This is a genomic window from Streptococcus sp. V913 (assembly GCF_054353455.1).
Genome location: NZ_JBTHHX010000004.1, coordinates 106143 through 124438 on the forward strand (window position 1 = coordinate 106143; position 18296 = coordinate 124438).

Annotated in this window: 17 protein-coding genes; 12 read left to right on the plus strand and 5 right to left on the minus strand. The window is 43.9% G+C overall.

Features of this window, described 5'->3' with window-relative positions; all coding sequences use genetic code 11:
- Window positions 1-125: 125 nt before the first annotated feature.
- From racE to yidD, 9 genes are read left to right on the plus strand one after another with little or no spacing between them, the layout of a single operon-like run.
- Entirely contained in the window at window positions 126-920 is a 795-nt protein-coding gene (gene racE, locus ACXYSL_RS07640) for a glutamate racemase (RefSeq protein ID WP_000370379.1), read from the plus strand.
- Window positions 917-1888 carry a nucleoside-triphosphate diphosphatase gene (locus ACXYSL_RS07645; RefSeq protein WP_458624404.1) on the plus strand — a complete coding sequence of 324 codons (972 nt, stop codon included), beginning with the start codon at window positions 917-919 and terminating at the stop codon, window positions 1886-1888. Before racE ends, ACXYSL_RS07645 begins: the two co-directional genes overlap by 4 nt.
- A complete protein-coding gene (locus tag ACXYSL_RS07650) occupies window positions 1864-2385 on the plus strand; it encodes a metallophosphoesterase (RefSeq protein WP_001118939.1) in 522 nt (173 codons plus the stop codon). Before ACXYSL_RS07645 ends, ACXYSL_RS07650 begins: the two co-directional genes overlap by 25 nt.
- Window positions 2382-2843, plus strand: coding sequence for a cyclic-di-AMP-binding protein CbpB (cbpB, locus tag ACXYSL_RS07655; RefSeq protein WP_000560696.1), 462 nt, complete (start codon window positions 2382-2384; stop codon window positions 2841-2843). The genes ACXYSL_RS07650 and cbpB overlap by 4 nt, the downstream gene beginning before the upstream one ends.
- Window positions 2840-3574, plus strand: a complete 735-nt coding sequence (gene xerD, locus ACXYSL_RS07660; RefSeq protein WP_458624405.1) for a site-specific tyrosine recombinase XerD — start codon at window positions 2840-2842, stop codon at window positions 3572-3574. The genes cbpB and xerD overlap by 4 nt, the downstream gene beginning before the upstream one ends.
- The gene (locus ACXYSL_RS07665) at window positions 3574-4296 is read left to right on the plus strand and encodes a segregation/condensation protein A (RefSeq protein WP_458624406.1); all 723 of its coding nucleotides are present in this window, start codon (window positions 3574-3576) and stop codon (window positions 4294-4296) included. The genes xerD and ACXYSL_RS07665 overlap by 1 nt, the downstream gene beginning before the upstream one ends.
- Window positions 4297-4320: 24 nt before the next feature.
- Complete coding sequence (scpB, locus tag ACXYSL_RS07670; protein WP_000105288.1) at window positions 4321-4890, plus strand: SMC-Scp complex subunit ScpB; 570 nt, start codon at window positions 4321-4323, stop codon at window positions 4888-4890.
- Window positions 4877-5599 carry a pseudouridine synthase gene (locus ACXYSL_RS07675; protein WP_001222214.1) on the plus strand — a complete coding sequence of 241 codons (723 nt, stop codon included), beginning with the start codon at window positions 4877-4879 and terminating at the stop codon, window positions 5597-5599. The genes scpB and ACXYSL_RS07675 overlap by 14 nt, the downstream gene beginning before the upstream one ends.
- Window positions 5599-5841, plus strand: coding sequence for a membrane protein insertion efficiency factor YidD (gene yidD / locus ACXYSL_RS07680; RefSeq protein WP_000821624.1), 243 nt, complete (start codon window positions 5599-5601; stop codon window positions 5839-5841). The genes ACXYSL_RS07675 and yidD overlap by 1 nt, the downstream gene beginning before the upstream one ends.
- Before the next feature lie 31 nt (window positions 5842-5872).
- On the opposite strand, the gene ACXYSL_RS07685 is transcribed toward yidD, so the two are convergent.
- The 4 genes from ACXYSL_RS07685 to ACXYSL_RS07700 all read right to left on the minus strand — a co-directional run bounded on the left by ACXYSL_RS07685 (window position 5873) and on the right by ACXYSL_RS07700 (window position 9596).
- Complete coding sequence (locus ACXYSL_RS07685) at window positions 5873-6844, minus strand: siderophore ABC transporter substrate-binding protein (protein WP_458624407.1); 972 nt, start codon at window positions 6842-6844, stop codon at window positions 5873-5875.
- Window positions 6845-6941: 97 nt separating this feature from the next.
- Window positions 6942-7694, minus strand: a complete 753-nt coding sequence (locus ACXYSL_RS07690) for an iron ABC transporter ATP-binding protein (RefSeq protein ID WP_458624408.1) — start codon at window positions 7692-7694, stop codon at window positions 6942-6944.
- Complete coding sequence (locus ACXYSL_RS07695) at window positions 7691-8647, minus strand: iron chelate uptake ABC transporter family permease subunit (protein WP_458624409.1); 957 nt, start codon at window positions 8645-8647, stop codon at window positions 7691-7693. The genes ACXYSL_RS07690 and ACXYSL_RS07695 overlap by 4 nt, the downstream gene beginning before the upstream one ends.
- Entirely contained in the window at window positions 8637-9596 is a 960-nt protein-coding gene (locus tag ACXYSL_RS07700; RefSeq protein WP_458624410.1) for an ABC transporter permease, read from the minus strand. The genes ACXYSL_RS07695 and ACXYSL_RS07700 overlap by 11 nt, the downstream gene beginning before the upstream one ends.
- Before the next feature lie 236 nt (window positions 9597-9832).
- Between ACXYSL_RS07700 and pepA the strand changes: the two genes are divergently transcribed.
- Both pepA and ACXYSL_RS07710 read left to right on the plus strand, forming a co-directional pair.
- Window positions 9833-10897 (plus strand): glutamyl aminopeptidase, encoded by a 1065-nt coding sequence (gene pepA / locus ACXYSL_RS07705; protein WP_458624411.1) that lies wholly within the window; start codon window positions 9833-9835, stop codon window positions 10895-10897.
- 21 nt (window positions 10898-10918) lie between these two features.
- The gene (locus tag ACXYSL_RS07710) at window positions 10919-11215 is read left to right on the plus strand and encodes an enterocin immunity protein (RefSeq protein ID WP_061853115.1); all 297 of its coding nucleotides are present in this window, start codon (window positions 10919-10921) and stop codon (window positions 11213-11215) included.
- A gap of 201 nt (window positions 11216-11416) precedes the next feature.
- On the opposite strand, the gene ACXYSL_RS07715 is transcribed toward ACXYSL_RS07710, so the two are convergent.
- The gene (locus ACXYSL_RS07715) at window positions 11417-13048 is read right to left on the minus strand and encodes a Na/Pi cotransporter family protein (protein WP_458624412.1); all 1632 of its coding nucleotides are present in this window, start codon (window positions 13046-13048) and stop codon (window positions 11417-11419) included.
- 333 nt (window positions 13049-13381) lie between these two features.
- On the opposite strand from ACXYSL_RS07715, the gene ACXYSL_RS07720 reads away from it, so the two are divergent.
- Entirely contained in the window at window positions 13382-18106 is a 4725-nt protein-coding gene (locus tag ACXYSL_RS07720) for an endo-beta-N-acetylglucosaminidase (RefSeq protein ID WP_458624413.1), read from the plus strand.
- Window positions 18107-18296: the final 190 nt, after the last annotated feature.

Below are 18296 nucleotides of genomic sequence, written 5' to 3' on the forward strand. Positions count from 1 at the left end.
ATTGATATTTGATTATGATTAAAAGAGAGGCAGTTGCCATTCTATCAAGCTGTCTATCCGTTCATTTAGGACGAGTAATTATGATGAACTATCAATCAGAAAAAGAAGACTAGAAAGAAGACTGTATGGATAATCGACCAATTGGTTTTTTGGATTCGGGTGTCGGTGGCTTAACCGTTGTTCGTGAGCTCATGCGCCAGCTTCCCCATGAAGAAATCGTCTATATTGGAGATTCGGCACGGGCGCCCTACGGTCCCCGTCCTGCTGAGCAAATCCGTGAATATACTTGGCAGTTGGTCAACTTTCTCTTGACCAAGGATGTCAAGATGATTGTCATTGCTTGCAACACTGCGACTGCGGTCGTCTGGGAAGAAATCAAGGCCCAACTAGATATTCCTGTCTTAGGCGTGATTTTGCCAGGAGCTTCGGCAGCTATCAAGTCCAGTCAAGGTGGGAAAATCGGAGTGATTGGAACACCCATGACGGTACAATCAGACATCTACCGTCAAAAAATCCATGATCTGGATCCGGATTTACAGGTGGAGAGTTTGGCCTGTCCCAAGTTTGCCCCCTTGGTCGAGTCTGGTGCCCTGTCAACCAGTGTAACCAAGAAAGTGGTTTATGAAACCCTGCGCCCCTTGGTTGGAAAGGTGGATAGTTTGATTTTGGGTTGTACCCATTACCCACTCCTTCGCCCTATCATCCAAAATGTCATGGGACCAAAGGTTCAGCTCATCGATAGTGGGGCAGAGTGTGTACGGGATATCTCGGTTTTGCTGAACTATTTTGAAATCAATCGTAGCCGAGATGCGGGACCTCTTCAACATCGTTTTTATACAACCGCCAATAGCCAAAGTTTTGCCCAGATTGGAGCAGAATGGCTGGAAAAAGAGATTCATGTGGAGCATGTAACATTATGACAAACAAAATTTATGAATACAAGGATGACCAGGACTGGTATGTCGGTGTCTGGGACGTCTATGGAGGCATCTACAGTCTCATCAAAGATCCGCTTAATCTTGATTTTATGGATTTGGCGCGGATTTTTCGTGATGAGGAAAATGGCTTTCCAATTACGATAACGGTGATGCGCTGGTCTTCTAACTTCCGTTTACTCTCTTTTATCGTTGAGATTTTAAATGCAGAAGCAGGACGTAACTTGGAAGTCATCCAACGTCAGGGAGCCCTGCTCTTGGTTGAAAATGGGCAGCTTTTGCATGTCGAACTACCTAAAGAAGGGGTCAATGTTCAAGACTTCTTTGAAACTAGTAAGGTTAGAGAAACCTTGTTGATTGCTACTCGTAACGAGGGCAAGACCAAGGAATTCCGAGCTATCTTTGACAAGCTAGGCTATGATGTCGAAAATCTCAATGACTACCCTGACCTACCTGAAGTAGCTGAAACAGGTATGACCTTTGAAGAAAATGCTCGCCTGAAAGCAGAAACCATTTCCAAATTAACAGGCAAGATGGTGCTAGCAGATGACTCAGGTCTCAAAGTCGATGTCCTCGGCGGTTTGCCAGGAGTCTGGTCAGCCCGTTTCGCAGGTGTGGGAGCTACTGACCGAGAAAACAATGCCAAACTCTTGCACGAATTGGCCATGGTCTTTGAACTCAAGGACCGTTCGGCACAATTCCACACAACCCTAGTCGTAGCTAGTCCAAAAAAGGAAAGTTTGGTTGTCGAAGCTGACTGGCCAGGTTATATCAACTTTGAACCTAAGGGTGAAAATGGATTTGGCTATGACCCGCTCTTCCTGGTAGGAGAGACAGGCAAATCATCAGCAGAATTAACCCTTGAAGAAAAAAATAGCCAATCCCACCGTGCCTTAGCCGTTAAGAAACTTTTGGAGGTATTTCCATCATGGCAAAGCAAACCATCATTGTAATGAGTGACTCCCATGGCGATAGCTTGATTGTCGAAGAAATTCGTGACCGCTATCTGGGTAAAGTCGATGCCATTTTTCACGATGGTGACTCAGAACTCCGTCCAGACTCTCCGCTCTGGGAAGGCATCCATGTCGTCAAAGGAAACATGGACTTTTATGCTGGTTATCCAGAACGTTTGGTGACTCAACTTGGTCCAACCAAGATCATCCAGACGCATGGACACTTGTTTGACATCAATTTCAACTTTCAAAAGTTGGACTACTGGGCTCAGGAAGAAGATGCCGATATCTGTCTCTATGGTCACTTGCATGTGCCAAATGCTTGGATGGAAGGTAAAACACTCTTTTTAAATCCAGGCTCCATCAGCCAACCACGAGGGACTATCAGAGAATGTCTCTATGCTCGAGTGGAGATTGATGACAGCTATTTTAAAGTAGACTTTTTGACACGTGATCATGAGGTTTATCCAGGCTTGTCCAAGGAGTTTGCTCGATGATTGCCAAGGAATTTGAAGCATTTTTACTGGAGCAGGAAGAGACTTTTCTTACCCCTGCTGAGAATCTAGCAGCCTTGATTGATACCCATAACGCTGACCATGCAATTTTGGTATTGAGTCAAATCACCTATACCCGTATCCCTGTTGTGACCTTTGACAAACGCTTTGTTGGAACCATTGGGCTGAGAGACATTTTGGCTTATCAGATGGAGCAAGGTTTGACGGATGAGCAGATGGCAACGACAGACATCGTCAATATGACCAAGACAGATGTGGCAGTCGTCGCTCCTGACTATAACATCACAGAGGTCCTCCATAAACTGGTGGATGAACCCTTCTTGCCAGTGGTAGATGATGAAGGGATTTTTCAAGGAATCATCACGCGCAAGTCTATTCTCAAGGCCGTCAATGCCCTCTTGCATGACTTTAGTAAGGAATATGAGATTCGATGCAAATGAGAGATAGGATTTCAGCCTTTTTAGAGGAAAAACAGGACTTGTCTGCCAATTCCAAGCAGTCCTATAAGTATGATCTGGAGCAATTTTTAGATATTGTAGGTGGTCGGATCTCTGAGACTAGTCTCAAAATTTACCAAGGCCAGCTAGCCAATCTAAAAATGAGTGCCCAGAAGAGAAAACTTTCGGCCTGTAACCAATTTCTCTACTTTCTCTATCGAAAAGGAGAAGTGGACAGCTTCTACCGTCTGGAATTAGCCAAAAAAGCTGAAAAGAAGACTGAAAAACCAGAGATTCTAAATTTAGACTCTTTTTGGCAGGAAAGTAATTATCCAGAAGGACGCTTGCTGGCGCTTCTTATCTTGGAAATAGGGCTCTTGCCAAGTGAGATTTTAGCCCTTAAGGTTGCAGATATCAATCTGGATTTTCAGGTGTTGCGAATTAACAAGGCTTCCCAACAGAGGATTGTCACCATACCCACGATCTTGATTCCAGAGCTAGAACCCTTGATGGGGCAAACCTATCTCTTTGAAAGGGGAGGAAAAGCCTATTCTCGTCAGTGGGCCTTTCGTCAGCTAGAGTCCTTTGTCAAGGAGAAAGGTTTCCCAACCTTATCAGCCCAAGCCTTGCGGAAACAGTTTATTCTAAGACAAATAGAAAACAAGGTCGATTTGTACGAAATTGCAAAAAAATTAGGATTAAAAACAGTTCTGACCTTAGAAAAATACAGATAATGGATATTAAATTAAAAGATTTTGAAGGGCCGCTGGACTTGCTTTTGCACCTGGTTTCTAAGTACCAGATGGATATTTACGATGTGCCGATCACAGAAGTCATCGAGCAGTATCTAGCCTATGTCTCAACTCTGCAGGCCATGCGTCTGGAAGTGACGGGCGAGTATATGGTCATGGCTAGTCAGCTAATGCTGATCAAGAGCCGTAAGCTCTTGCCAAAGGTAGCAGAAGTGACAGACTTAGAGGATGACCTGGAGCAGGACCTTCTCTCCCAAATCGAAGAATACCGCAAGTTCAAGCTCTTGGGTGAGCACTTGGAGGCTAAGCACCAAGATCGGGCCCAGTACTATTCCAAAGCGCCGACAGAGTTGATTTACGAAGATGCGGAGCTTGTACATGACAAGACGACCATTGACCTCTTTTTGGCTTTTTCAAATATCCTAGCCAAGAAAAAAGAGGAGTTCGCTCAGAACCACACGACCATCTTGCGCGATGAGTATAAGATTGAGGACATGATGGTTATCGTAAAAGAGTCCTTGTCTGGACGAGATCAGTTGCGTTTGCAGGATTTGTTCAAGGAAGCTCAGAATGTCCAAGAGGTCATTACCCTCTTTTTGGCGACCTTAGAGTTAATCAAAACTCAGGAATTGACCCTCGTGCAAGAGGAGAGTTTCGGAGATATCTATCTCATGGAAAAGAAGGAAGAAAATCAAGAGGCATAAAGCTAGACTTGATAGAGAGGAAAGATGAGTACTTTAGCAGAAATAGAAGCGCTCTTGTTTGTAGCAGGTGAAGATGGAATTCGAGTCCGTCAGTTGGCTGAACTCCTATCACTTCCACCGACAGGCATCCAACAGAGTTTAGAAAAATTAGCCCAGAAGTATGAAAAAGACCAAGAGTCGAGCTTGTCCCTGATTGAGACAGGTGGTGCATACAGATTGGTTACTAAGCCTCAATTTGCAGCGATTTTGAAGGAATACTCCAAGGCGCCCATTAACCAGAGTTTATCTCGGGCTGCCCTTGAGACCTTGTCTATCATTGCCTACAAGCAACCGATTACGCGGATAGAAATTGATGCTATCCGTGGGGTCAATTCGAGTGGGGCTTTGGCAAAGTTGCAGGCATTTGACTTGATACGAGAAGACGGGAAAAAAGAAGTGTTGGGTCGCCCCAACCTCTATGTGACTACGGATTATTTCCTAGATTACATGGGAATTAACCATTTGGAAGAACTGCCAGTGATTGATGAGCTTGAGATTCAAGCCCAAGAAAGCCAATTATTTGGTGAAAGGATAGAAGAAGATGAGAATCAATAAGTATATTGCCCACGCAGGTGTGGCCAGTAGGAGAAAAGCAGAAGAGTTGATCAAGCAAGGCTTGGTAACCGTCAACGGACAGGTAGTGCGTGAACTCGCAACGACCATCAAGGCTGGTGATAAAGTCGAAGTTGAAGGTCAGCCCATCTACAACGAAGAAAAGGTTTACTATCTGCTTAATAAACCACGTGGAGTGATTTCCAGTGTGACGGATGACAAGGGTCGTAAGACTGTTGTGGACCTCTTGCCCAATGTAAAAGAACGTATTTATCCTGTGGGACGTTTGGACTGGGATACATCAGGTGTTTTAATTTTGACCAATGATGGGGACTTTACGGATGAAATGATTCACCCTCGTAATGAGATAGACAAGGTCTATGTCGCGCGTGTTAAAGGTGTGGCCAATAAAGAAAATCTCCGTCCCTTGACCCGTGGTCTTGAGATTGATGGCAAGAAAACCAAGCCAGCTGTTTATGAAATTCTCAAAGTGGATCCAGTTAAAAATCGCTCTGTGGTACAGTTGACCATCCACGAAGGGCGTAATCATCAGGTTAAAAAGATGTTTGAAGCCGTCGGTCTTCAAGTGGATAAGTTGTCTCGGACACGTTTTGGGCACCTAGACTTGACAGGTCTTCGTCCGGGAGAATCCCGTCGCCTTAATAAAAAAGAAATCAGCCAACTACACACCATGGCTGTAACCAAGAAATAATGAAACGAATCTTAATAGCGCCTGTACGCTTTTACCAACGTTTTATCTCACCAGCTTTTCCCCCCTCTTGTCGCTTTGAGCCGACTTGTTCCAACTACATGATTCAGGCTATTGAAAAGCATGGCTTTAAGGGTGTTCTGATGGGCTTGGCTCGGATTTTGCGTTGCCATCCCTGGTCGAAAACAGGTAAGGATCCCGTCCCAGACCACTTTTCCCTCAAACGAAATCAAGAAGAAAAATAACCCAACATCATTTGATGTTGGGTTTTCTTGCTTATTTCAAAGCTTTTTGAGCGTCTTCAATCATGAGTTTAGTAGATTCAAGTCCGCCACCACTTAGATACCAGAGGTCTGGTGTTAGTTGGATAATTTTACCGTTTTTAGCGGCAGGTGTTTCAGCGATGAGGGCATTTTCTAGGACGCCGTCGTTGCTAGAGTTATCTCCACCGATGGCAAGGGTACGGTTGATGACAAAGAGGATGTCAGGATTGATTTCTTTGACACTTTCAAAGCTGACTTCCTGTCCGTGGCGTGAGTCTTCAAATTGAGTATCAGTTGGCTTGAATTTCAAGGTTTGGTACAAGAAAGAGAAACGAGATTGGGCACCAAAGGCAGCCATTTTTCCTTCATTGAGGAGGATAGCAAGGGCTTTTTTGTCAGAACTTTCGTTTTTAGTTGCGACTTCTTGGATGCTCTTATCTAGGTTAGCCAATTCTTCCTTGGCTTTCTGTGTACCAGTTTCACCAAAGGCGCTTGCTAAGGATTCGATATTAGCCTTGGTAGAAGTCCAGTAGTCGTCCTTACTTGCTTGGAAGAGAACGGTTGGCGCGATTTCTTTGAACTTGTCTACGAATTTTTGGGTACGTGGTGAAGCGATAATTAGGTCTGGTTCAAGAGCAGCAATGGCTTCTAGGTCTGGCTCAACCATGGAACCCACATTGTTGACATTTCCCGCAAGATCTTTTAGGTAAGTCGGAACAGTTTTTGTAGGCATTCCGACGATATTCTTTTCAAAACCTAAAGCGCGAATAGTATCGGCAGCACCGAGGTCAAAGGTCACAATCTTTTTAGGAACATTTGAAAGTTTGACCTCATCTAGTGAACTTTTAATGGTTATCTCTGTTGGAGCAGAGCTACTTGTCTCTGTCTGGCTAGTGCTTGAGTTTGTATTTGTACTACATGCACCAAGTAAGAGCAAGAAGCTAGCCGCTAGGGCAGTGAGATAAAGTTTAAGGGATGTTTTCATGATTTCTCCTTTTTAAAATGTGATAACGATGTAGGGGTCTCTTAGACAGGCTTTTTAGCTAAGAGACTGAGGGTTCTCTAACATGAATTCAGAATAGCTAGCTATAGATACAGATCTTTTTGCCATTGATATCAGCCAGCGTGATGGGAATCTCATAGAGTTGACTGAGCAGGTCAGCCTGCATGATTTGAGCAGTCGTTCCCTTGCAAAAGACTTGGCCGTCCTTGAAGGCGACAATTTCATCCGCATACTGACTGGCCATGTTGATATCGTGGAGGACGATGATAATGGTCTTGCCGAGCTCTCCCACCAGTCGTCGAAGTATCTGCATCATGCTGACGCTTTGCTTGATATCGAGATTGTTAAGCGGTTCGTCCAGCAAGATAAAGTCCGTATCCTGGGCCAGTACCATAGCGATAAAGACCCGCTGGAGCTGTCCTCCAGACAGGCTATCGATGTAGCGGTCTTTTAGATTGGTCAGTTCTAGATAGTCTAGAGTTTGTCGGATTTTTTCCCAGTCTTCTGCTCTCAGTCGACCTCGGCTGTAGGGAAAACGCCCAAAACTGACCAGTTCTTCAACAGTCAATTTGGCTTGGTAATTGATTTTCTGCTTTAAGATGGTAAGCTCCTGAGCCAGTTCTTGCGAATTCCAGCTCTCAATTTCACGGCCCTTGATACTGAGAACTCCCTGATCTTTCTTGGTCAGTCTGCTCATAATGGAGAGGAGAGTTGATTTTCCAGCACCATTTGGACCAATAAAGGCAGTCAGTTTTTGAGGACTGACTTCAAGCGAAATGCCTTGCAAAATATCCTGTTTTTGAATGGATTTGTCAATGTTTTCCAGTTTCACCGACGTGCCCTCCTATAAAGTAAGATAAAGAATAAGAAGCCACCCACACTCTCGATAATCATGCTGATGCGAATTTCCAGTGCAAAGACTCGTTCAATGAGGGCTTGCCCCAAGGTCAAGCTAATAAATCCAATCAGAATAGCCACGATAAAGAGTAACTTGTGTCGATAATCTTTGACAATCAGGTAAGTGAGATTGGCCAGCATAAAGCCGAAGAAGGCCATAGGTCCTACCAAGGCAGTTGCCGTTGAGGTCAAAAGTACGATGCCCCAGAGGAGTTCTCTCTGTTCTTTTTCAACATCGAGTCCCAGTATCTGAGCCGTTTCTCTTTGCAGGTGTAAGACATCCAGAACGACTGCTTTTCGAAAGAAAAAGATTGTCAAAGCGAGGATGATCAGAGAACCGATGGCTAGGATGGAAGTGTTGAGATGCTGAAAGGAGGCAAAGAGACTGTTCTGCAGTTTATCGTATTCATTTGGATCCATCAGGACTTGGAGGAAGGTACTGATATTTCGAAAGAGACTTCCGAGGGCTAGACAGATTAGCAGAATGAAGACCAGGTCTTGTTTTATCAGTGTCTTCAAGTAGCCTTGTAAGGCAAGAAAGAAGAGGGATTGGGCAAGAAGTAAGATTAAAAATTCTAAGATAGGAGACTTTTCAAGCTGTAGAAATTTGCTTTCAAAAACCAGTAGCAGGGTTTGTAGCAAGACATAGAAGGATTCGATTCCCAAAATACTTGGCGTTAGGAAGCGATTTTCCGTCAGGGTTTGAAAACTAATGGTCGAAATCCCTGTCGCGATGGCTACCAAGAGATAAACGATGATTTTTTGGGAACGTAGCTTCCAGGCAAAGGCAGACAGGTTAGTGATGGGCCAAAAGTAGAGGAGACAAGCTCCGATGGACAGAATAATGAGAAGGCAGAAGAGCTTGGTATGTTTGCTTTTAAACTGCATCTTTTCGTCCCCCTCTCCAGAGAAGTAGGATAAAGACAAGGCTACCGATGATTCCTAGCAAGAGACTGACAGACAGCTCATAGGGCCGAATGAGAACTCGAGAGAGGATATCGCAGGCCAGAACCAGATTGGCTCCGACCAGTGCGACGATGAGTTTGGTTTGACTCAAATTATCTCCATAGCGCTTGCGGATAAGATTGGGAACGATGACTCCGAGAAAAGGCAAGGCACCCACGGTAATCATGGTGACACTAGTTGTTAGTGCCACTAGAAAGAGGGCCAGCTTTTCAAGTAGGGAGTAGGAAATCCCCAAACTCTCACTGGTTTCCTTGCCCAGATTCATGATGGTAAAGGTTTGGGATAATTTCCAAACGGCTATCAGGATAATGAGGCCTAAGAAGAGCCACTCATACTGATGGGTCTGAATCATGGAGAAGGAGCCTTGGGTCCAAGCAGTCATACTCTGAACCAGATTGAAACGATAGGCGATAACTTCTGTGACAGAACCGATAATCCCACTATAGATGATTCCAATCAGAGGCAACATCCACCTTTCCTTTACAGAAAAAATAGTCATAAAGGCCAGGAAGAAGAGGGTAAATACGATGGATGAAACAAAAGCAAAGAGCATCTTTTGGGTCAGACTCGCAGATGGAAAGACAAAGAGGCTTAGTACCATTCCCAGTTTGGCAGCTTCTGTCGTTCCGACTGTACTCGGAGCAGCAAATTGATTTTGAGTAATGGTCTGCATGAGGAGTCCTGCCATGCTCATACTGGAGGCTGCAAGGAGAATACTGATGGTTCTTGGAAGACGCGACTCTTGAAAGAGAAGCCAGGTCTGTTGGTCAAAAGCAAAGAATTTTTCCCAAGAAAAATCACTGGTTCCAATGGTAATGGAGAGAAAGACTAGGAGTAGAAGTAAGCCTGTTAAAATATGAGAGAGTTTCATACCCCGTCCTTTCAAATAGATTTGGTATCGAAAGATACCTGCGGATATAAATGTAACACGATTTCTTTAATCTGTCAATAAATATTCTGACAATTTAATGTAAAAATAAGGAAAACTTCCTGAAACAAGTGCTAGTCCCCTCTTTTATAGGATAAACTTGTAAAACCCAACCTACCTTCCCACTATCCTTCTCCTATAAAAAGTGGTAAAATGGAGGACAGAAAGAAGGAACTGATATGACAACATTATTTTCAAAAATCAAAGAAGTAACAGAAATCCCTGCGATCTCAGGTCATGAGGCACCTGTCCGGACTTATCTTCGTGAAAAGTTGACACCACATGTGGATGAAGTGGTGACAGATGGCTTAGGTGGTATTTTCGGTATCAAGCATTCAGAAGCTGCCGATGCACCACGCGTCTTGGTCGCTTCTCACATGGACGAAGTTGGTTTTATGGTCAGCGAGATTAAGCCAGATGGAACCTTCCGTGTCGTTGAAATCGGTGGCTGGAATCCTATGGTGGTCAGCAGCCAACGCTTTAAACTCTTTACTCGTGACGGTCGTGAAATTCCAGTGATCTCAGGTTCTGTCCCTCCACATTTGACACGTGGAAAGGGTGGACCAACCATGCCAGCCATTGCCGATATCGTTTTTGATGGTGGGTTTGCGAACAAGGCTGAAGCAGAAAGTTTTGGCATCCGCCCTGGCGATACCATCGTACCTGATAGTAGCGCGATCCTTACAGCCAATGAAAAAAATATCATCTCAAAAGCTTGGGACAACCGCTATGGTGTTCTCATGGTAAGCGAGCTAGCAGAAGCCCTTTCAGGCCAAAAGCTCGGAAATGAACTCTATCTTGGTGCCAATGTCCAAGAAGAAGTTGGGCTTCGTGGGGCTCATACTTCTACAACTAAGTTTGACCCAGAAGTTTTTCTGGCAGTTGACTGTTCACCTGCTGGTGATGTTTATGGAGGACAAGGCAAGATTGGGGATGGAACCTTGATTCGCTTCTACGATCCAGGTCACTTGCTTCTCCCAGGTATGAAGGATTTCCTTTTGACAACGGCTGAAGAAGCTGGTATCAAGTACCAATATTACTGTGGAAAAGGTGGAACGGACGCTGGAGCAGCTCATCTGAAAAATGGTGGTGTTCCTTCTACAACTATCGGTGTTTGCGCTCGTTATATCCATTCTCACCAAACCCTCTACGCTATGGATGACTTCCTAGAAGCTCAAGCTTTCTTGCAAGCCTTGGTGAAAAAATTGGATCGTTCAACGGTTGATTTGATTAAAAATTATTAAACATAAGGGAGGTTGCTCGGAATGGCAGAACCAAACCTAGAAAGCCTTATAAAAGATCTCTATAATCATGCCCGTCAGGGCTTGAGTGAAGATTTAGTCGCTGCTCTCCTAGAGACTGCTAAGAAACTGCCTACTACAAATGAGCAATTACTAGCAGTCCGTCTCTCAGGTCTGGTCAATCTTGAATTGTTCAGAAATCCCAAACACCCAGCACCAGAGTTGATCAACTTGGCGCGCTTTATCAAAAGAGAGGAAGCCAAGTACAGGGGCACTGCAGTTTCTGCTATCATGTTTGGAGAACTCTTTAAAATGCTTTGATTCACAATGGAATCAAAGCATTTTTTATATGTCAGAAAAAACATTTTTGATGAGGAAATGAAAAAGCCATCCCATTCAGGATAGCTTCTTGGCACTTATACTCAATGAAAATCAAAGAGCAAACTAGGAAACTAACCGCAGGCTGTACTTGAGTACGGCAAGGCGACGTTGACGTGGTTTGAATTTGATTTTCGAAGAGTATTAGATTTGTTCAGCAATGACCTTTTCGGCTAGATTCATAGCATGGTCAGACACACGAGTGTAGTGGGAAATAATGTCGATAAAGTTGACCCCGGCTTGTGTTGAACATTCACCTTTATTAAGGCGTTTGATATGGGTCTTTCTGAGGATGCGTTCCATATTGTTGATTTCTTTATGGCGTTCAATCAGCCTTTGAGCTTTTTCAATATCATTGTTTTCCACACTATCAAGGGCATCTTTGATGAACTCAGTGGTAGCGTGATAAATCTCAGCTAGCTCTTGCAAAGCAGCTTCAGAGAACTGAATATTCTTGCGTTGGAGATAGTCTGTTAGGTTGATCAAGCCTTCTGCGTGGTCTCCAATCCGTTCCAAATCACGTGATGAGTCAAGAATATTGGTTAAAATTTCACTTTCCTTTTGACTCAAGGATTCGCTTGAAAGGCTAATCAGGTAACGAGTGAGTTTTTCGTCAATTGTGTTAATTGCTTCTTCAGTCTTATGGCCTTTCTCAGCTAGTTTTTCATCTAGATTGACGATGTAGTCGTAGGAAAGGTCAAAAGCTTTTGCAGCATAGTTCCCCAAGTGAAGAAGTTCTTTTTTGGCATTTCCTAGAGCGATAGAAGGCGCCTGTTTGATGAGTTGTTCATCCAAGTAGAGAGCCTCGTATTTAACAACTTCATCTTCACCAGGAATGAGCTTGGTAACAATGTAAGCCAAGGCACCGATGAATGGGAACTGGATAATGGTATTTGTAATATTAAAGGTCCCGTGTGCAAAGGCGATGGTCATTTCTGGAGCTAGATTGAGTGCAGATTCAAACCATTGAATCAAGCCAGTGAAAGGAACAAGGAGGACAATACAGATAACCGTACCAATCACGTTAAAGGCAACGTGGGCACCAGCAACACGTTTGGCAGCGATATTGGCTCCAAGAGAAGCAATGATGGCTGTAATGGTCGTTCCGATATTATCACCAAACAAGACCGGTAGAGCACCTTGCAGGTCAATCAAACCACTTGCGTATAAGTTCTGTAAGATACCGATAGTTGCGGATGAAGCTTGAATGAGTAGGGTCAGTCCAGTTCCGACAAAGACACCTAGAATAGGACTCTTACTTAGTTCAACCATGTAGTCTCTAAAGACTTGCAGGTCTTTTAGGGGTTCCATTGCACCGCTCATAAGATTGAGAGCGAAGAAGATACCTCCTACACCAAAGATAATCCGTCCGATGTTATTGATGGAGCGATTCTTGGTGAAGAAGAGACAAACCGCTCCGATAAAGAGCATAGGTAAGGCGTAATCTCCTAGCTTAAAACCGATGATAAAGGATGTAACGGTGGTTCCAATATTGGCACCCATGACAATACCGATAGCCTGACGCAAGGTCAAAAGTCCTGCACTGACAAGTCCCACTGTAATGACTGTAACACCAGAACTTGATTGAATCAGCGCCGTCATACCGATACCAACTAGCACACCGAAGAAGGGATTGCTGGTATATTTGTCAATGTAAAAACGAAGGCGATCTCCAGCAGCTTGTTGCAAACCGTCTCCCATGGTCTTGATACTATATAAGAATAGCCCCAGACCACCTAAAAAGTGAAATAAAATTTCCTGCCAATTAATGGACATTTCTTTTTCCTCCGAAAAATAATCGCGGAATTTCTCCCATTCTATTTTAAAGGATAAAAGTAAATCTCACAAGTGTTTAGATGAAATTTTCCTAAGAAAAGGCAACTTGCTTTAAAAATAGGGAGTAAATTTACTTTCCAAGAGTGGTTTTATTCAATCATGTCCAAATTTTACTGATTATTATCCTAGCTATAGTTTTTGTGTCAAGTATATTGACAACGCTTTCATATAAGATAAAATGAAGATGATCCTGTTCTGGTGTTGTGCACTGAGAACAGTTACTGTTTATCTAAAAAGTAAAGCGCTTACTTTTTATTTTATTAGGAGGATAAGATGAAAGATCTATTTTTTGAAAAACGGTGCCGTTACAGTATTCGCAAGCTGTCAATCGGAGCTTGTTCCTTGATGATTGGTTCAGCTCTATTTGCGAGTCCAGCCCTTGCTGAACAAGTCACTGCCCCTGAAACAGCTACTAATACGAGCGCTCAAGCTACAAGCGCTAGTGAAACAGCGAGTCCAGACACTGCAACCATCGAAAAACAATTAGAAGAAACTGAAAACAAAGTAGCTGAGCAACCAATTTCAGAAAACTCTCCAGCAATAGCTGATTTGCTCAATGAAAAAGAAGAGGCAAAGCCGGCTCCGACAGATAAAGTTGAGGAGCCAGCTCCAGCAACTGACAAAGAAGGAGCCAAGCCAGAGGAGGCGCCTCAAGTAGCTGATAAAAAAGCCGACAAACCAAATCTAGCAGACGTTCCTAAAAATGAAGAGAAGAGTCTCCGGCCAAAAGAAATCAAGTTTGATACTTGGGATGATTTGTTGAAATGGGAACCGGGTGCGCGTGAGGATGATCCTATTAACCGTTCCTCAGTTGAACTCGCCAAGCGCCATAGAGGGCAGTTGGTCAATGAAAAAGCAAGCAGAAGAGCCAAGGTTCAGGCGCTAGCAAATACCAACTCAAAGGCCAAAGACCACGCTTCTGTAGGTGGAGAAGAATTCAAGGCCTACGCCTTCGATTACTGGCAATACTTGGATTCAATGGTCTTCTGGGAAGGCCTAGTCCCTACTCCAGATGTCATTGATGCCGGGCACCGCAACGGAGTTCCCGTTTATGGAACCCTCTTTTTCAACTGGTCAAACAGCATTGCCGACCAAGAGAAATTTGCCGCTGCCTTGAAACAAGACGCAGATGGCACCTTCCCTATCGCACGAAAACTTGTCGATCTTGCTAAGTATTACGGATTTGATGGCTATTTCATCAACCAGGAAACAACGGGTGAATTGGTAGCACCTCTTGGTGAAAAAATGCGCCAATTCATGCTCTATACAAAAGAATACGCAGCTAAGGTCAACCATCCAATCAAGTATGCTTGGTACGATGCTATGACCTACAAATACGGTCGTTACCACGAAGATGGCCTTGGTGAATACAATTACCAGTTCATGCAAAAAGAAGGTGACAAGGTTCCTGCAGATCAGTTCTTTGCCAACTTCAACTGGAACAAGGAAAAGAATGACTACTCTGTAGAGATGGCCAAATGGCTAGAACGTAGTCAATATGATGTCTTTGCAGGCTTGGAATTGCAACAAGGTGGTTCGTATAAGACCAAAGTCAACTGGGATGCTCTCTTAGATGAAAATGGCAAGTTGCGCTTGTCACTTGGACTTTTTGCGCCGGATACGATTACCAGTCTCGGTAAAACAGGTGAAGACTACCACAAGAATGAAGATATCTTCTTTACAGGTTACCAAGGGAATCCAACAGCTCAAAAACCAGCAGACAAAGAGTGGTATGGAATTTCCAATTTGGTTGCGGACCGCACTCCAGCAGTAGGCCGGACCTTCACGACCTCTTTTAATACAGGACATGGTAGAAAGTGGTTTGTAGACGGTAAAGTTTCTAAGGATTCTGAGTGGAACTACCGTTCGGTTTCAGGTGTCTTGCCAACATGGCGTTGGTGGCAGACTTCAACGGGTGAAAAACTCCATGCAGAATATGACTTTACAGATGCCTATAATGGTGGGAACTCCCTTAAATTCTCAGGTGATGTAGCTGGTAAGACGGACCAAGATGTGAATTTGTATTCTACTAAACTAGAAGTAACGGAGAAAACCAAACTTCGGGTTGCCCACAAGGGAGGAAAAGGCTCGAAAGTTTATATGGCCTTCTCTACGACTCCAGACTACAGATTTGAGGATGCAGCCGCATGGAAAGAACTGACTTTATCTGATGACTGGAAGAATGAAGAATTTGACCTTGGCTCACTAGCAGGTAAAACCATTTATGCAGTTAAACTCTTCTTCGAACATGAAGGTGCTGTAAAAGATTATCAGTTCAACTTAGGTCAATTAACAATTTCAGATAACCACCAAGCACCACAAGCGCCGACGGGACTTTCTGTTGTGAAACAATCTCTCAAGAATGCCCAAGAAGCTGAAGCAGTGGTCCAGTTTGCGGGTAACCAAGATGCAGATTTCTATGAAGTCTACGAAAAAGATGGAGATAACTGGCGTTTGTTAACAGGATCATCTGCTTCCACTATCTACTTGCCAAAAGTTAGCCGCTCAGCTAATGCGACTGGTAGGACTCAGGAATTGAAAGTCGTTGCAGTTGGTAAAAATGGACTTCGTTCCGAAGCGGCGACGGCATCCTTTAACTGGGGGATGACTGTTCAAGATACCACTCTCCCAAGACCTTTAGCTGAAAATATTGTTCCAGGTGCAAAGGTTATCGGTAGCACTTTCCCAAATACTGAAGGTGGAGAAGGCATTGAAGGTATGTTGAACGGCACCATTACTAGCTTGTCAGATAAATGGTCTTCAGCTCAGTTGAGCGGTAGTGTGGATATTCGCTTGACCAAGCCACGTACTGTTGTTAGATGGGTCATGGATCATGCGGGAGCTGGTGGAGAATCCGTAAACGACGGTTTGATGAACACCAAGGATTTTGACCTTTATTATAAAGATGCGGATGGTGAATGGAAGTTAGCTAAGGAGGTCCGTGGCAATAAAGCACACGTGACAGATATCACTCTTGATAAACCAATCATCGCTCAATACTGGCGTCTAAAAGTTATCACTTCTGATAACGGAACACCTTGGAAGGCCATTCGTATCTACAACTGGAAGATGTATGAAACCCTGGACACAGAAAGTCAAAATATTCCAATGGCTAAGGTAGCTGCTCGTTCGCTTGGAAACCATCAAGTTCAACTCGGCTTCTCTGATGTTCCAGCAGGCGCAACCATCACCGTTTACGACAAGGCTGATTCACAAACACCGATTGCAACTTTGAAGTCTGAAAATGGTGGTGACCTAGCAACAGCACCATTGGCCTTTGACAAGCAACCAAATCTACTCTATTATCATACCCAACTACCTGGTAAAGAAATCAGTAACACCTTGGCTGTAGCGATTCCACAGGATGAGAGAAAGATTGCTGCAGTTAGTCTTGAAAAAGGACTTAAGAAGACGGTTTATAAAGAGGGAGAAAAACTGGACCTCAGAGGCGGAACACTCCGCGTTCAATACGAAGGGGGACAAGCTGACGAGCTGATTAACCTTACTCACTCAGGTGTGACGGTATCTGGGTATGACGCTCATCAAAAAGGGGAACAGAAGCTCACAGTCAGCTACCTTGGACTTCCAGTTGCTGGTAATTTAAACGTACAAGTGACTGGTCAAGATGAAGGAAAACCAAAAGAAGTAGCAGGTTTGTACATTACTAAGAAACCGAAAACAGACTATCTAGTAGGAGAGCAACTGGATCTTGCAGAAGGTCGCTTCGGTGTTCTCTATGATGATGAGACAGAAGAAAGCCATGCCTTCACAGATCAAGGTGTTGAAATTACGGGCTACGATGCTCAAAAGACTGGTCGTCAGACCTTGACCTTGCATTACAAGGGGCACACCGCTGAGTTTGATGTCTTGGTTTCTCCAAAAGCAGCTGTCAACGATGAGTACCTCAAACAAGAAATTACTGCTGCCCAAGGCCGTCAGTCAACCCTTGCCTACACCTTCTCAAGCGAGGACAAACAAGCAGCACTAGTAGAGAAGCTCAATACAGCGAAAGCTGTAGCAGAAAACCATAATGCTAGCCAAGAAGAAGTCAACCGGGCTTTGAATGAGTTGAAACAAGCAGGGACAGACTTGGATGGAAATCAACGTTATCAGACTGCTAGAGAAGAATTGGAAGGCTTGCTCGAATCCGTCCGTGAAAAAGATTCTCAAGCTGAGTTGATTGAACAAGCAGAAACTTTATTAGCTTCAGAGATGCCAACTCCACAAGCTTTTGCGGACATGAAAGAAAAGCTGAACAAGAAACTAGCTCCTACAGAAGAAAGACACCATGTTGGTAGCATGGAACCAAATGAAGTGGCTCCAACGGTTGAAGCTCTCCCTGAACTAGTTGTTGAAACTGAAACAACAGCCTTTGAACGTCAGGAGCGACCAAACTCCGAACTTCTCAAAGGCCAACGCCGTGTTGTGCAAGTTGGAGTTGAAGGTCAAGTTCGTCGCTTTGTAGAAGTCGATGGTCGGGGTAAACGCACCCTTCGTTCGACTGAGGTAGTCAAGGAATCAATCTCAGAAATCACCGAAGTTGGTACAAAAGTTCTATCGAGCAACCAACCAGCTGAAGGTGTGAAAGATTTAGTGCTAGAAACTCCGAAACTGGAAATTGAAGAGGGGACAGTTTCCTTCAAACGTCAAGAACGACCAAATGCAGCCCTTCTCAAAGGCCAACGTCAGCTAGTACAAGTAGGAGTTGAAGGCCAAGTTCGTCGCTTTGTAGAAGTTGATGCTCAGGGCAAACGCACCCTTCATTCGACTGAGGTTCTCAAGGAAGCTCTTCCAGAAATTGTTGAAGTAGGAACGAAAGAAGAGCAAGTCTCACAAACGAGGGATCAAGCTCTTTCAGCAGCACCAGCAAAAGTTGAAGAAGTAAGTAAAGAGCTTCCAAATACAGGAGCGACAAGAGATGCCAGTCTAGTAGTTCTGGGACTTCTCGGAGCAATGAGTGGTTATGGCTTGCTTGCTAGAAAGAAGAAAGAAGACTAATCAATTTAGAATTCTTGGATTTCCTCATAAAAACTAAAAACAAGGTTTGGCTGCAGTCAAACCTTGTTTTGATTATTTTATCTCGCATTGATTACTTATTTGATAAGGTTTTTCTAGATTTGATTTTAAAAAATGCTAGTTTTAATTATAAGAAAGAACAAGAAAAGTTTAGGGTTTTTCTATCTCTTTT